This is a genomic window from Sphingobacterium puteale (assembly GCF_050986225.1).
GTDB classification, from domain to species: Bacteria; Bacteroidota; Bacteroidia; order Sphingobacteriales; family Sphingobacteriaceae; genus Sphingobacterium; species Sphingobacterium puteale.
The window spans coordinates 4,372,661-4,387,011 of sequence record NZ_CP158959.1 but is presented as its reverse complement, the minus strand read 5'-3'; the positions used below and the strand labels follow the sequence as shown (position 1 = coordinate 4,387,011).

General features: G+C 39.3%; 13 protein-coding genes. 4 read left to right on the top strand and 9 right to left on the bottom strand.

All coding sequences use genetic code 11. The features are described 5' to 3' along the window. Nucleotides 1-547: 547 nt before the first annotated feature. The 6 genes from ABTV71_RS18800 to ABTV71_RS18775 all read right to left on the bottom strand — a co-directional run bounded on the left by ABTV71_RS18800 (nt 548) and on the right by ABTV71_RS18775 (nt 5,117). Nucleotides 548-805, bottom strand: a complete 258-nt coding sequence (locus tag ABTV71_RS18800; RefSeq protein WP_245971299.1) for a sulfatase-like hydrolase/transferase — start codon at nt 803-805, stop codon at nt 548-550. Nucleotides 806-819: 14 nt separating this feature from the next. Next, nucleotides 820-2,343, bottom strand: a complete 1,524-nt coding sequence (locus ABTV71_RS18795) for a sulfatase-like hydrolase/transferase (RefSeq protein ID WP_433900679.1) — start codon at nt 2,341-2,343, stop codon at nt 820-822. 54 nt (nt 2,344-2,397) lie between these two features. Then, nucleotides 2,398-2,787 (bottom strand): hypothetical protein, encoded by a 390-nt coding sequence (locus tag ABTV71_RS18790; RefSeq protein WP_433900678.1) that lies wholly within the window; start codon nt 2,785-2,787, stop codon nt 2,398-2,400. A gap of 16 nt (nt 2,788-2,803) precedes the next feature. Next, a complete protein-coding gene (locus tag ABTV71_RS18785; protein ID WP_433900677.1) occupies nt 2,804-3,667 on the bottom strand; it encodes a DMT family transporter in 864 nt (287 codons plus the stop codon). Further along, on the bottom strand, nt 3,654-4,472 hold the full coding sequence (locus tag ABTV71_RS18780; protein ID WP_121123534.1) for an alpha/beta hydrolase: 819 nt from the start codon (nt 4,470-4,472) through the stop codon (nt 3,654-3,656). The genes ABTV71_RS18785 and ABTV71_RS18780 overlap by 14 nt, the downstream gene beginning before the upstream one ends. Nucleotides 4,473-4,544: 72 nt before the next feature. Then, a complete protein-coding gene (locus ABTV71_RS18775) occupies nt 4,545-5,117 on the bottom strand; it encodes a Crp/Fnr family transcriptional regulator (RefSeq protein WP_433900676.1) in 573 nt (190 codons plus the stop codon). A gap of 450 nt (nt 5,118-5,567) precedes the next feature. Between ABTV71_RS18775 and ABTV71_RS18770 the strand changes: the two genes are divergently transcribed. Next, on the top strand, nt 5,568-6,650 hold the full coding sequence (locus tag ABTV71_RS18770) for a sensor histidine kinase (protein ID WP_121123532.1): 1,083 nt from the start codon (nt 5,568-5,570) through the stop codon (nt 6,648-6,650). Between the two features lie 4 nt (nt 6,651-6,654). Then, a complete protein-coding gene (locus ABTV71_RS18765; RefSeq protein WP_433900675.1) occupies nt 6,655-7,380 on the top strand; it encodes a LytR/AlgR family response regulator transcription factor in 726 nt (241 codons plus the stop codon). A gap of 88 nt (nt 7,381-7,468) precedes the next feature. Here ABTV71_RS18765 and ABTV71_RS18760 read toward each other — a convergent pair whose 3' ends face one another. The 3 genes from ABTV71_RS18760 to ABTV71_RS18750 form a co-directional block, all read right to left on the bottom strand. Continuing rightward, entirely contained in the window at nt 7,469-8,254 is a 786-nt protein-coding gene (locus ABTV71_RS18760) for a DUF4249 domain-containing protein (protein ID WP_433900674.1), read from the bottom strand. Nucleotides 8,255-8,386: 132 nt separating this feature from the next. Next, nucleotides 8,387-10,714 (bottom strand): TonB-dependent receptor, encoded by a 2,328-nt coding sequence (locus ABTV71_RS18755; protein WP_433900673.1) that lies wholly within the window; start codon nt 10,712-10,714, stop codon nt 8,387-8,389. A 161-nt stretch (nt 10,715-10,875) separates the two neighbouring features. Continuing rightward, nucleotides 10,876-11,664 (bottom strand): hypothetical protein, encoded by a 789-nt coding sequence (locus ABTV71_RS18750; RefSeq protein ID WP_433900672.1) that lies wholly within the window; start codon nt 11,662-11,664, stop codon nt 10,876-10,878. Nucleotides 11,665-12,097: 433 nt separating this feature from the next. Between ABTV71_RS18750 and ABTV71_RS18745 the strand changes: the two genes are divergently transcribed. Then, nucleotides 12,098-12,781, top strand: a complete 684-nt coding sequence (locus ABTV71_RS18745; RefSeq protein WP_433900671.1) for an alpha/beta hydrolase — start codon at nt 12,098-12,100, stop codon at nt 12,779-12,781. Between the two features lie 742 nt (nt 12,782-13,523). Next, nucleotides 13,524-14,324, top strand: a complete 801-nt coding sequence (locus ABTV71_RS18740; RefSeq protein ID WP_433900670.1) for a carboxypeptidase-like regulatory domain-containing protein — start codon at nt 13,524-13,526, stop codon at nt 14,322-14,324. Nucleotides 14,325-14,351 lie beyond the last annotated feature (27 nt).

Below are 14,351 nucleotides of genomic sequence, written 5' to 3'. Positions count from 1 at the left end.
TTTGATTGAATCAAAGTTACTAAATAATCAAAGGAAACATTGTTTTTGTGAACAAAATAGACGCATGAATGACAGAATAATCTATTGTAAACATAATTCATGACCAAGATAAATACTGTAATAGAAACGGCATTAATAGGGTATGGTAAATAAGGGCTTATTAGAAATAGTAAAAAGATTGTGTGTATAATGTACACTTACTATTCCTTTTGTCATAGCTATGCCAAAACAAATTTATGGGAGTTGAAAAAAAATATTACAAAATTTTTGTTTATATCATTGGAAGCACTATCTTTGTGATAGGTTTAGGTTGATTGCCTCTTACAAAGAGGTATTTATAAAAGCTTAGCAGGTCGCCCGACCGGATGCTAAGCTTTTTTATTTTAAAGTAAATCATTGTTTTACAAGTGCTTGTCTTCTTTTAGTGTATTTTTATCTTAATGGTAGTGGATTCAATAGATAAGCGATCTGCTTAGTTTTTGAGGGTATGTAAAATAGACATTGAAATCAGGAGCAGATATTCAAAATTCTTAGATTTGAAACGTTCTTATAAGGCCTGTAGTGCCTTAGAACGGGCATAGTAGATTTTTGAAGGCGTAGTATCCAGTGCTTTGCAGATTTCTTCGGTTTCCGGGCCTTCCAAAATGCTACCGCCATTGAAACCTGGGCCATTGTCACTGGAGAATAGGATAATGGTATCAACTAGACCCAACGATTGGATACGTTTCATGATCAGGCCTACCTGATCATCCAAGTAAGTAATCATACCAGCATAGGTGGCTCTTGGGTAATAGGAAAATAGCAAAACCTATCTGCTTTTCATTTTTTTTGCTCTTCTTCCAATAACTGTTTTAACTCGGTCACTTTTTCGGGATATTTAGCTGCAACATTGTTTTTCTCTCCAATATCATTTTTAAGGTCATACAATTGATCTTCGGGGAGATTTCCGGTTTCGGTATCCGTCAATTTCATATAGGGGATACCTTTACTTGGCGCGATATATTTCCAGTCGTCCTTGACAATGGCAAGGGTTTGGGCATGCTGAACCATGGTGCTGCGCCCTTTGGGGTTTTCACCGGTTAAGGTTTTTAATAAAGCCTTGCTGTCTTTTGCTTCGTCGGCTTTTAATCTTACGCCTACAAGTTGTGCACTTGTTGCCAACAGATCCATCTGACTGATCAGTGCATTGGACACTTTGCCTTTGGCAATCCCTTGCCCACTGACGATAAACGGTACGCGTGTTCCGCCTTCAAAGATGCTATATTTACCACCTCTGAGCGGTCCTGCGGGCTGATGTCCATTGAGTTGAGCCACTGCACCGTCCACATAGCCATCATCTAGTACAGGACCATTGTCGCTGCTGAAGATAATAATGGTGTTTTTGTCCATTCCCAGTAGCTGTAATTGCTGGTGGATCTGTCCGACCGTCCAATCCAATTGGAGAATGGCATCACCGCGGTAACCGAGCTTGCTTTTGCCTCTAAACTGTGTGGCTGGCATACGGGGTACATGGGGCTCTGTCAAACAGAAGTAAAGAAAAAAAGGTTTATTCTGATGTTGTGCAATAAAGTCCTGTGCTTTATGTAGAAAGGTTGTGGAAACTTCTTCGTCTACCCAGCGAGCACGCGTACCGCCGCTCATGTAACCAATTCGTCCGATGCCATTGACAATTGTCTGGTTGTGGCCTTGACCGGGGGAAGATTGCATTTTGAGTAATTCTGGATGTTCTTTTCCCGTTGGATCATTGCCTATTTTTCTCTCATAATCGACCAGGATAGGGTCGTTTGCTTCGGTCGCAACAACCTGATCATTTTCTAAGAATACGGTCGGAACTCGATCTGCTGTTGCGGGAAAGATAAAAGAATAATCAAACCCGACATCGTTAGGGCCAGGTTTGATGGCTGCATTCCAATCTTTTTTGACTTCGTTACCAAGTCCCATATGCCATTTACCGACAATTGCTGTAGCATAACCTGCATTTTTAAAGACTTTGGGCAGTGTAATTTTGTCTGTCGGGACAATCAGTTTGGCGTCACCGGGCAGAATCCCGGTTCCATCCTGGCGCCAGGGATAGGTCCCTGTTATCAACGCAAAACGGGAGGGAGTACAGGTTGCAGAGGTACTATGTGCATTGGTAAAGCGTGTGCCGTTTTGGGCCAATTTATCCAAGTGAGGTGTTTCAATCTGTTTGGCGCCATAGCTGCTCAAATCACCGAAACCAAGATCATCGGCGTAAATATAGATGACGTTCGGTTTACTTATTTTTTGGGCCAGTGAGGTCGCGGGCAGGGTTATCGCCAGACTTGAGGAAAGAAGAATGGTAAGAAATAAGGTCTTTTTCATATTGTACAAATACGTTGATAAGAATCCATCATTAAAACGACAGATCCCAATATACTATTTTAAATTTGGATTGATATCAATTTCATTTTGCGGAATCGGCCAATGGCTGTCCTGACCGGCTCTAAAGGATTTTCTTGTTACATACCTGCGGCTAAAGCTGTCTCTGATTCCGCCGGACTTTACGCGGATATTTTTGGCCACAGGATATGGTGAGCCGTAGAAATCACCATTTAAGAAATCATTTACAGTATCTTGCAGTTCACATTCGACCAAATCCTGTTTTTTATTTTTTGAGACAAGATCGGCTTCGTCAGGTGTCAATGTTTTGATCACCAGAGGGACGTCCCCGCAGTACTGTGATAGGTAGAAGTACTGACAGGCGCGAATAAAACGTGCTTCAGCACTGAAAAAGATCCTCGATGTGCTTATCTTGAAAAACAACATGGAGCATCCTTTGCCATTATTTTCGGAGATTGATAACAGTGACAGCAAGTAGGATAAGCACTATGCCGACCCACTGAATCCCTGAGACGGTTTCGTGCAGTAATAAGACCGCGGAGATGGTAGATATGGGAATCTCCAGGCTGGAAATGATATTTCCCAAAGCGATACCGGTCCTGGGAATACCCCGCGTAAAGAATAGGGGGGGAAGAACTGTACCAAACAAGGCGATGATCAGTCCCCAAGGTAAGGCTTTCAGCGTCATCTGCTGAACAATTTGTATATTCCAGAAAATAATGATCAGGAGGAGCCCACCGAGTACCAAAAACAGGCTTCGGACAGGACTTGATAGCTGATTGGCGATATTGCTGGATGAAAAAATGGCAACGGCATAACTGATGCCGGCCCCAAAGCCGAGTAAGAGGCCTCTTGTGTCCAAGGCCTTTGTTTCTGATAAGATATCGGTTGAAAGAGCGGTTCCCAATAAGACGGTGATAACACCTATTATTTTTGCTTTTGAAGGCATTTTTTTTCTGATTAGCGCTTCAACTATTAAGCTTATCCAAATGGATTGCATGAGTAGGATAATTCCCACAGATACAGGTATATATTGTATGGCAAGGTAATACAGTGTTGATGTCAATCCGAGAGACATTCCCCAGGCAGTTAGTTTTAATTTTACGGTCAGGTTTGCCTGTTCCTGTATTTTTGATTTTGAAAAATAATTGAATCCCAGCAAAAACAGGAATCCTATCAAGAATTGCAAAAAAGTCAATACGCTAGTATGAATCCCTAGCTTATTGGCATATTTGACGAGTGTAGCGAGCAAACCGTAGCTGCAGGCCCCCGCGGCGACGTAAAGAATAGATTTATAATCCTTCATGGCCAAAATAATTTTGAAACAGGACCAATTGATTGACTAGCGATTTGTGCCAATAAGCGGAATCGTGTGCCCCGGGAGACTCTATGTACAGATGCTCTATATTTTTGTCTGTTAGCTGTTGGTGCAAGGATCGGTTCATTTCCAGCATTTGGATATCTTCAGTGCCGCAATCCAGTATATATCGCTGCTCATTATGGATCATTTTATCCACATTGTTATAGATTCGGAAACTTGGGGATAGCTCTTCTAACTCGCCGAGTACCTTGTCAACTTGGTAATCTTGATATCCTTTGCCAAAGTGGTTAAAATCAATGGCGCCACAGGAGCTACCGATGATGGAAAAGACTTTGGGATAAGCAACACCGATATGTAAAGCACCAAATCCCCCCATGCTCCAACCGAGTAAGCCTCTTGCATTTCTATTTTCCTGTGTGGGAAAGTGCAGATCGATATAACGGATTAGCTCATCTCCGATAAAGGTACTGTATTGCAGCTGTGCATTCAAGGGACTATCTACATACCATGAGTTATAATTTCCATCCGGGATAATATAAATCGTTTGGAATTCAATTGCTTTTTGAGATAAATCAGGAATATCCTGTTCAATTGTTCTCATGGGATTGCCACTGTAACCATGTAAGATATACACGGTTTTATAACGTACATCTTTTTGGATATCAGGCGTTACGATGATCACATCTACATTTTTATGCATTTTGGTACTGTAGACTTTCCGATGGATGTTGTGTTGGGCACTAACGGAGCAGTAGAGTGCCAACAAGAGAAAGGTGATTCCTATTTTCATTGCTTAAGAATTTATTTATACTGCAAAATTCTCAAGGATATTGTTTAAAAACATGTACAAATGTTGATGGAATTATTGTTTTAATTCTTTACGAATACGACTTAGCTGGGTAGGGGTCACACCAAGGTATGAAGCGATATGGTGTTGTTTGAGGCGTTTAAAGAGAGATTGATTGTTGTAGAGCTCAAGGTAACGTTCTTTAGCAGATTCCCATTTCAGAGTGATTTCAAGTGGCTCTTTTTTTACTACCCAGTTTTTTTCCAGATAGGCGATTTGGAAGAGTGCTAAATCATGGTGTTGTACCACCAGTTCACGGAAAATTCTTGCTGAATATTGCATCAACAGCACATCTTCAAGGGCAACAATATTGAAATTACTTGGTTTTTCTTCAATGATAGCTGCTGTAGATGCACAAAAGCTGTTTTCTTCAAAAAATAATTTGTAAATAATATTACCTGCTGTGTCTAATTTATAATAGCCTAATAACCCTGTGTTTACGAAGTAATAATATTTTGCATAATCGCCAGCGCGTAAGATCAGCTCATTTTTCTTAAAGCTTTTAGGCTGACAGATCTTTCTCAATGCCGCCATCGTCTGCTCGCTGAGCGGGAAGTATCTGTTCATTTCGGATAGCAGCTTTTCCATCTTAATTTCTCTGAATGTCGTCTGTGTTGACTGGTTGATTTCCAACCATAATGGCTAAAGTTAACAAAATAAATGCTGTACTGCTGCACGACAGCCCTGAAGAGAAAATTTTTATCAGTGCAGCCCAGGTATGGAATAGTGTAGGAGGCGAGACCTAAGTCAGGTATCATAGAAAAACGCATTTTGAAATGTTGGGAGTTATGGCTATTTTTAAAACTTGCATGCAGTTGTAGCCTTGTCATATCAGTTGCTCCTTTTTGTGTGTTGTGAAGTTTTTTTGCGTTGTAATAGATAGATTTACAGTTTTTTATCTTTGTTTTGATGTAAAGATTTTATGTTGCTTTGGCTAAAAGAAAATAGGATAAAATAGAAAAAAGCATATGGGAGGTGATATTCGTTTAGGTGGACGACGGATTGCATGGAATAAATATCTTTTGATGGATCGTTGACATGAAAAATTCACAGGTAATCATCGGTTACGAAAACAGTCTTTTTATAGATTTTGTTGTCGATAAAAAATATCGTTGGATTCGACATTGTTTATTGATCCTGGCAATTGTGGGCATTCATTTCTTGCCGAGTAAAAAAGCAGAAGCAGATCCCACAAGCAGCCTTTGGCGTCTTTTCGAAACTTTGCTTTCCATTACGATTTTGCTGAGTCTTTTTTACATTAATCATTATATTCTAATCCCTGTCTTTGTGCTAAGAAGTCGTTTTTTGGCTTATGCTGGAAGCCTTCTGGTCGCTTATACATTTATTTTTTTAGCGTTGATGTATTTGGAGCGACAGGAACTGCGGTTTATCCAAAAGCCGGACCGGTCTTATCTGGACTGGGAAGATTATTTGATCATTGTTATTTTATTGACGGTTTTTATCGCTGCGGTCAGTAGCTTGAAGCTGTTTAAGGTGTGGATTGTCAACTTAATTCGATTCAAGGAGTTTGAGAACAATACATTGACGATTCAGTTGGAGCAGCTTAAAAGTCAGATTAATCCTCATTTTTTATTTAATACGCTCAATAATATCAATTTTCTGATTGATGAGAATCCAAAGTTGGCTTCCAAAGTGTTACTCAAGCTTAGTGATGTGCTCAGAAACCAACTTTATCTATCAAAGGGCGACTCGATCGAACTTGGAAAAGAAATCGCTGTTTTAAAAAATATCCTTTTTATGGAGGACATTCGTAGGGATAAATTTGTAGTAGACTTTAGCATTGACGAACAGATGGAGCAACTGCAGGTACCACCTTTTTTGTTTATTCCTTTTGTTGAAAATGTCGTCAAACATGGCGCGCATCAGGCGATGGAAGGCGGGCAACATGTTCAGATAGGTTTTTCGCTTAAGGAAAAGCATATTTGTTTTAGCTGTGTTAACGCTAAGAAAAAAAAGATACAGGCTGCGACTTATGGTGGTCTTGGCTTGAGTAATATCCAAAAGCGGTTAGAAATCCTATACCCAGCTAAATATAATTTGAAGATTGAAGATTTCGGTGATAGATATAAGGTGTTTTTAAGTATTCCAATAGGAGCATAATAAGATGATGGACAAGTTAAGTATTAAATACATTGTGATTGAAGACGAACCTTTAGCAAGGCGGGGGCTGGTAAAATTACTGAAAGGCTATGATTTTTTGGAATGCCTGGGCATGTATGGTAATACCGAGGATGCCCGAATGGTGATGGAGGAACAACAACTTGATTTGATTTTTTTGGATATTAATCTGCCGGAAGAAAGCGGCTGGGATTTTGCCCAATTTATTCCACCTCATATCCAGATTATATTTACAACAGCATATCCCAATTATGCTTTGGAAAGCTATGAGCTAAATGCTCTGGATTATTTGTTAAAACCTATTGCTGAGGATCGCTTAAAGAAAGCATTGGATAAAGCGGCAAGCCATTTTCAACAAAAGGTGCAGGATAAAGGCCCTGCTACAACCAATGATCATATCTTTGTCAAGGCCGACCGTAAGCTTTTTCGTTTGGAGCTCAATGAAATCCAATATATTGAAGCTATGAAAGATTATGTCATGATTCACACAAAAGATAAAAAACTAATGGTGGCGATGAATATAAAAACCATTTTCAACCAGCTACCCAATACAGATTTTGTGCGGATCAATAAATCCTTTGTGGTCAATCTCAATAAAGTAGAGAGTGTAGACAATCACTGGGTGACGATTGCAGGCTTTGAGATGCCATTAGGTGCAAGTTTTAAAGATGAGCTGTTGGAACGTATAAAAAAGCAGACTATCAACAGATAAAAAGCCGGCTAGGGAAGAACCATATACTGTTTCACAGTAAGAGATGTCTCTATAAAGACGAAACCCTTACTGTGAATTAGCATCAAAATTAATCAACTTGAACACTTCTGGCGGAAAAGGTCTGCGCACTAAAATAGCCCAGTGCTACAGGGCTGATATTTGTAGGCGGATTACTTGGTGTCACACCAGAATTACCAGATTGTTGCATTAGACTATACCAGTAGTTGTATATGGTTTTATCGATGCAGAGCATTTCCACCCGGATACGATCCCCCGGAAAAATGTCCACATCATCCGGTCGCAAAGTTATACTGATTTCATTGCCATTGTTGAAATCGTCGTTTACGGCATAAATATCTTTCAATTGCTTGTCGTTTAGAAAAACAACAAATCTATATTGATTGAGTTGATCCGCCGGATCTTTGTAAAATACTTTAATATTACGCTTCTCCTTATCACCGAATTTTGGATTTTCGACCGAGACAGAATCCAATGTAACGATTTGTGGCATTCGCGAAGTAGCCTGATATTTTTCCTGATCGATGCGTACTTCCATGGTATATGTTTCTCCGGGGATTCCTGAAAATTGCTGTGCTTTATATGTTCCGGACTCAGTTTCCATAAACGTATATTCCTGTTGTTTCTGATCCCTGACGATGACAGTTGCACCGCTCACAGGGGGATAGTTGTTGCCGCCGGAGAAGGCAGCATTGCGGCTCAGTTTTATTTCTTGCTGTGATGTGGTGTTATTGATGAAGCCTTCAATAACCAATCGACCTATTTCGTCGTTGGTATGGATATCAATGACTTTCTCACAAGACGACATTAGGACTGTAAGAAAAAATATACTGACGATAACAACGGTATGTTTCATTTGTAATAAATATTTTATGAGCTCGTTATGCTCGGTTTGTGTTTAAGAAATTATAAGGGAGTTACCCTGTTTATGTCTATCAGTGTTGTTGTGTGCTGAATAGGAGTATTTCATCCTCTGTAGCAATACTTATTAAAATTTAAAATTCCAGGTAAAAGAGGGGATAGGTATGCCAAAAATGCTTGTTTGTACTGCTTCCGTCGCATTAGCGACTGTTTTACTATCTCTAAATGCGATTCTGTAGGGGTCCTTGTGTGCGTAAACATTGTAAATTCCAAAGGTCCAGCTTGATTGATAATGTTTTCCCGGTTTTCCTTCAAAGGTAGCCGCAATATCCAAACGATGTGATGCGGGCATACGATATGCATTGCGTTCCGAATAGGAGAAGGTGGTATTACCGCCGACATTATATTTTCCTGTTGGATACGTAACAGCCCGACCGGTGCCATAGACAAAATTACTGGAGAAGCTCCACTGTTCATTGAGCTTATAGATCCCGACAAGAGAAAGGTCATGTGTACGATCCTGCGTTGCGGGAAAATATTTTCCCGCGTTGATCTCATCAAATTTACGTTCGGTTTTGGACCAGGTATAGCCTACCCAACCGTTGAAACGGCCATATTTTTTCTTCAAAAATAATTCGACACCATAGGCTCTGCCTACACCATACACCAGCTGGGATTCTACGTCTTGATTGACGAGTAATTGTGCCGCGTCTTTGTAATCGATCTGGTTTTGTAAATTTTTGTAATAGATCTCTGCAGAAAACTCATATACATTATCTTTGAAGTTTCGGAAATAACCTGTGGAAATCTGATCAGCAATTTCAGGTTTGATATTCTTGCTGCTCATGACGTAGAGATCCGTCGGACTAGAGCTAGTGGAGTTTGTCAGGAGATGAATATTTTGTGTATTCCTATTGTAGGAGGCCTTGATGGATTGCAGCTCATTTAGAAGATAACTTAAGCTAAAACGCGGTTCCAAATTGAGATAATGCTGTACCACCTCTCCTGATTTATATCGCTGAGAAGCGATGATGTTACCTGTGGCGTCATAACTGCTAAATGTACCCGGGCCAACCAGTAATATCGAGCTCAAACGGAGGCCATATGCCATATTTAACTTGTCATTTACCTTCCAGTCATCACTGGCATATGTTGCCATTTCGTAACCAAAGCGATGTTCTACATGCTTATTGTTGAAACTTGAACTTGCCGTTGTCGTAATATCTCCCGGTGCAATATCATGACGTGTTGCATGTAAACCAAATTTTAGGCTATGATCTACGCTTGCATAATATTGGAAATCCTGCTTAAAATTGATGTCAGCAATCTTTGAGGTGGCTTTAAATCCATCATTACGGTCCAAGCCTTCGACAACATAGTTAAAATTACTATAGACGAGTGAAGTATTTGAAAACAGCTTGTTGTTGAAGATATGGTTGAACCGAAGTGTTCCGGTCGCATTTCCCCAATTGGTTCCGAAAATATCCTCTAGTCCCAATACATCTTTACCGAAATATCCGGAGAGATAGATGGCATTCTTATCGTTGAATCTATAGTTCGCTTTTGCGTTGATATCATAAAAATATAGGGTACTTTTACTGATTGTGGTATCTGAAGAAGCTTTCATAAAAAGATCCATGTAGGTGCGACGGGCAGATAACATAAATGAGCCTTTGCCTTTCACGAGCGGACCTTCAACCTTAATGCGGGAAGCAATTAGTCCGATGCCACCCTGAACCGTAGTTTTTTTGTTATTACCCTCATTCATTTTGACATCGAGCACCGAAGATAACCGGCCGCCGTATTCGGCTGGCATACCCCCCTTATAGATGCTGACATCCTTGATGGCATCTGAATTGAATGTGGAGAAAAAACCGAGTAGGTGAGTGGCATTATAGACCGTTGCTTCATCCAGTAAAATTAAATTTTGGTCAGCACCGCCACCACGGACATAAAAACCTATATTTCCTTCACCAGAAGTTTTAATTCCAGGCATGAGTGTGATGCTTTTTAGAATATCGCGTTCCCCCAACACGACGGGAAGCTGATTGATCTGGTTCATATTGAGTTTTTCGACGCCCATTTGTGGCGAGGAAACATTTTTATTGGTAGGTCTGTCGGATGAAATCACAACCTCATCCAATAAGGTTTGCGACCGCAAGGTAAGATTGAGAGCTTGATCCCTGTTTAATTCAATTGTGTCGATGCGGGTATTGTATCCGACATAGGAACTGGAAAGTATATATCTACCCTCCGGCGCGGCGATGGAATAGAAGCCATAAGAATTGCTTGAGCTTCCGGACTGTGGGAGCTCGCGTAGTTTGACCGTAGCGCCGATCAGGGTTTCACCAGTTGACACATCTGTAATTGTTCCTGATAATGTATAGCGCTTTTGTGCGAGGGCGTTGCTGCCGAGTGAAATTGAAAGTAAAAAAAAGGATAATGATCTAAGCATATTGTGAATTTTTTACGAAAATAATGGTCCGTAAACCGCAAAAAAATTCTTTTATAGCAACATGGCCAGATATTATAGCAACCTGTTGTTTTTGCCTTTTTTTTATGCATTTTCTAAAAAATTCGTGTCTGATTCAACTTTGAAAACTATAAATCTAGTGCTTATTCTATTTGAGATGAATACAGTACAAATTCGGTCCCGTTGAGTCCCACATATATGTATTTATTGAGATCCCCACGATAGGCGACAAACAAGGGGTATTGATGAATGCGTAAGCGGTTATTGTAGTATTCTTCAATAGAGGCATAACTTGCTTTGATCGTAATTTCTCCGGTTTCCTTATTTTTTATTCCCTGGAGTTGCGTTTGCTCATTGGAAAAATAAGTGTACGGTATTTCAGTGAATTTAGGATAATAAATTAGTCGGATTCCATCGTCGATAAATGCCTTATTTTTTTCTTTAAAATCGTCGATGGACTGATTATCAGGGAACGCGATCTGACCGGTCTGATCATTTTTTATTTGTTGCAATAGCGTTTTATCGTCTATCTTATCTATTGTATGTACCGCGGAGTTTTTAAAAAGCTGCACAATTGTTTCTCCATTTTTGAAGTCTGCGGCATCGTATTTATAAACCGGATCGCCCTTCTTGTTGATACGGTACCGCTCGCCGTTGCGCCGAACCCATGCATATTCAGCTGATCCATACTTGATGATTTCGGGTCTGTTGACGTGGAAGATCTGGAAATTAAAATCTTCTTCAAATAGTTCTGCGCTTTCGTAAATAGGGGACAGTTTTATGTCAAGAATACTGTCACAGTAGCCATATAGACTATCGTTTACCAAGACAGGAATTAAATCGGGGTAAGGCAAATTATTGGTTATAGGCTTAGTTTGTGCATAAGTGAAAGCACATATTAATGTGAAAACAAGAGTGAAAGAAGTGTGCATCTGTTTATGTTTTGTCTGGTATATCAAAAATACGATAACCTATGCGGATTTAGTATCCATGAAATCAGGGGTTTTTTATCAGTGGTGAAGCATGGGAAAAGCAGGCTTAAATACATAATAAGTACCGTATTGACTAAGTATTACTTTGTACTGTACGCAGGGCATTATTTTATTGTAATAATCCCTAAAAAATATACACTGTTGATGTCTTAAAAAAAAGGTACCTTAAAAAGCAATTATCTAGATCCGATAGGAGAATAATGCTTCTAAATGAGGAGATTGATTTATATGAACTTCCGTTGAATTTTTTATTTAATGAACTTAAGATATGGAAGTTGTTAAATTGTTGATTGTTATTTGGTTAAGTAATGTTAAATATACTATAATATACAGACGGATCAAGTATTTTTAAACTAATCAATATAAACATAATATGAGATCCCGTTTCGCTTACTTAATTATTTCGCTTCTTTTGGTATTTATTGGTTGCCAATCCCGAAAGACTGATTCCATCGCTACAGGATTGACAATAGATTCCTTTAAGATAACTTCAGTTAATGTCAAAGATGATTTCGAAATCAAGGTTAGTTTGTCCGTGGAATACCATATTTCGGAAAACAAATATCCCATCATATTCCTTCTGGATGCAAATCTGTACTTTGACATATTTGCTCAAGCACTGCGGGATTATGGAAATGTAGGTTTATCTCCTCAGGTAATACTTGTCGGAATTGGCTATAAAGATATCCCCGTAATGGATTCTTTGCGGCAACGCGACTACACGTATCCAATTGCAAAAGCGGAATACGAAATGAGTATAAGTGGCGGTGCTGAGCATTTTTTGAGTTTTATTGATAAGGAACTTTATGGCCGGATTTCCAGATCTTATCGAGTAGATAGCACAGATGTCATACTTTACGGACATTCTCTTGGGGGATATTTTACCCTCTATTCATTTTTAAAGCGATCAAGCGCTCCAGCTAGCAAAATAAATAAATTTATTGCTGCCAGTCCCTCTCTTCATTATAACGATTATTACTTACTCTCCCTAACCAGGCAGTACAAAAAAAACTTTTCGAATCCCATAAAAGTTTATATCACTTATGGGGGGGCTTGAAAACTCAGCTGACCCAAACGGCTTAAAGCTCGATGAGATCGCTGATACCTTGTATAAAAATATTGGTCGTGAAACTCTGATTTTTGATAGCTATTCAAATCTCGACCATATGGATACACAGTTCCCTACATTTTTTAAGGGGCTAAATTTGTTGAGTAAAGGCAATTGATGACTGATGTTTTCTAAACAAAAAAACGATCTTTTGGAATAACTCTGCAGTCGTGAGCCTTAAAGAATTGCGCTTAAACTTTTATAACAGCCACGCAAAAATTGAATCGTTGATCAGCAATAGTTCGTATACTATGTTGAGATTCTAGCGATTACCTGATCTCTTCGATTGGATAAAATGCCGCTTACTTCAATTACAGATATTCCAAAATCGGCAATCCAGTCACGGATAACATGATCAACCTGTTTTCTAATTTTTGACAACGCTATCTGATGGGGCGGTAAAGTTCCAGTTGGTAAATTAACTTTCCCTATGTGATCCCGCTGGGATTATTAATATTTTTGCAGTGATCTTATATTCAGTGTTTTGTATTCTTATTTAAAGAGATGGACATCATACAAAATGATTCTAAATGAACTATTTTAGTTAAGTCGTTAACTATGTTACAAAGATAACGGCTCATTAGTAGTAACCAAGCAAACCTGAAAATTTTTAATTGTTAAAGTTAGTACTTTTAATCTTAAAATTTTGGCAAAGACTTTGATATGTTAATCACGGAAATAACCAATTGATATGATCCTAAGGAACCCCATATTTTCTATTGTGATACTGACACTTATTTCCTGCAATTCGGCCAATAATTTTTATCAGGGAAAAGTATTGGATGAAAACGAAAAGCCGATTCAAGATGTAACCATATTTGAGGAAGAAAGGAAGAACAGTTCGGTAGCAACGACCGACAGTACCGGATATTTTAGGCTGGCCAGAAGCCCGGAGTGGCTAGGTAACCTCATATTTATAAAAGAAGGATTTAAACCTGACACTATACCATCTGTCAGGAGGCAAGCCGGAGAACGGATAAGATACTATTTTATTGAAAATGATACCACCGTTGTTAGGTTGAAGTCTGTCGCAGCCGATATGCTTACTGGGCTCAAGGTTCGACATTTTCCTATCATTGATAGTACCAGATTCGAAAATTTTGAGAAATCTGGGATGCCCGACTATGGTTTGCTGAAAAAGATCAATTTCGATCCCAGACGTAAAGATGCTACAAACTTCAGGCTCAACTATAGAATCCCTTTCTCTGACAGTTTCAGTTCAGTGGTGATTACTTACAGAGCTGGCGAAAATGAGCTGTTCACCACATTGATAACCTTTGATAAGCAAGACCGGATAATTGACAAGCTGGTTATTGCTTACGATGAAGTGGCCGAATCTGCGTTTAGTAAAAACAGTAAAATTGAGAAAGACAAAATTGTGATAACAAACTCAAATTGGATGAGCGAGGAGCCTGTTCTTGAAAAAGAAACATACAAGGTAGAAAGCAACGGCAAGTTCAGCAAAGTGCAAGCCGAAGGAATACAGGAATGAAAAGGCAAGAAGAAGATGCAACTTCCT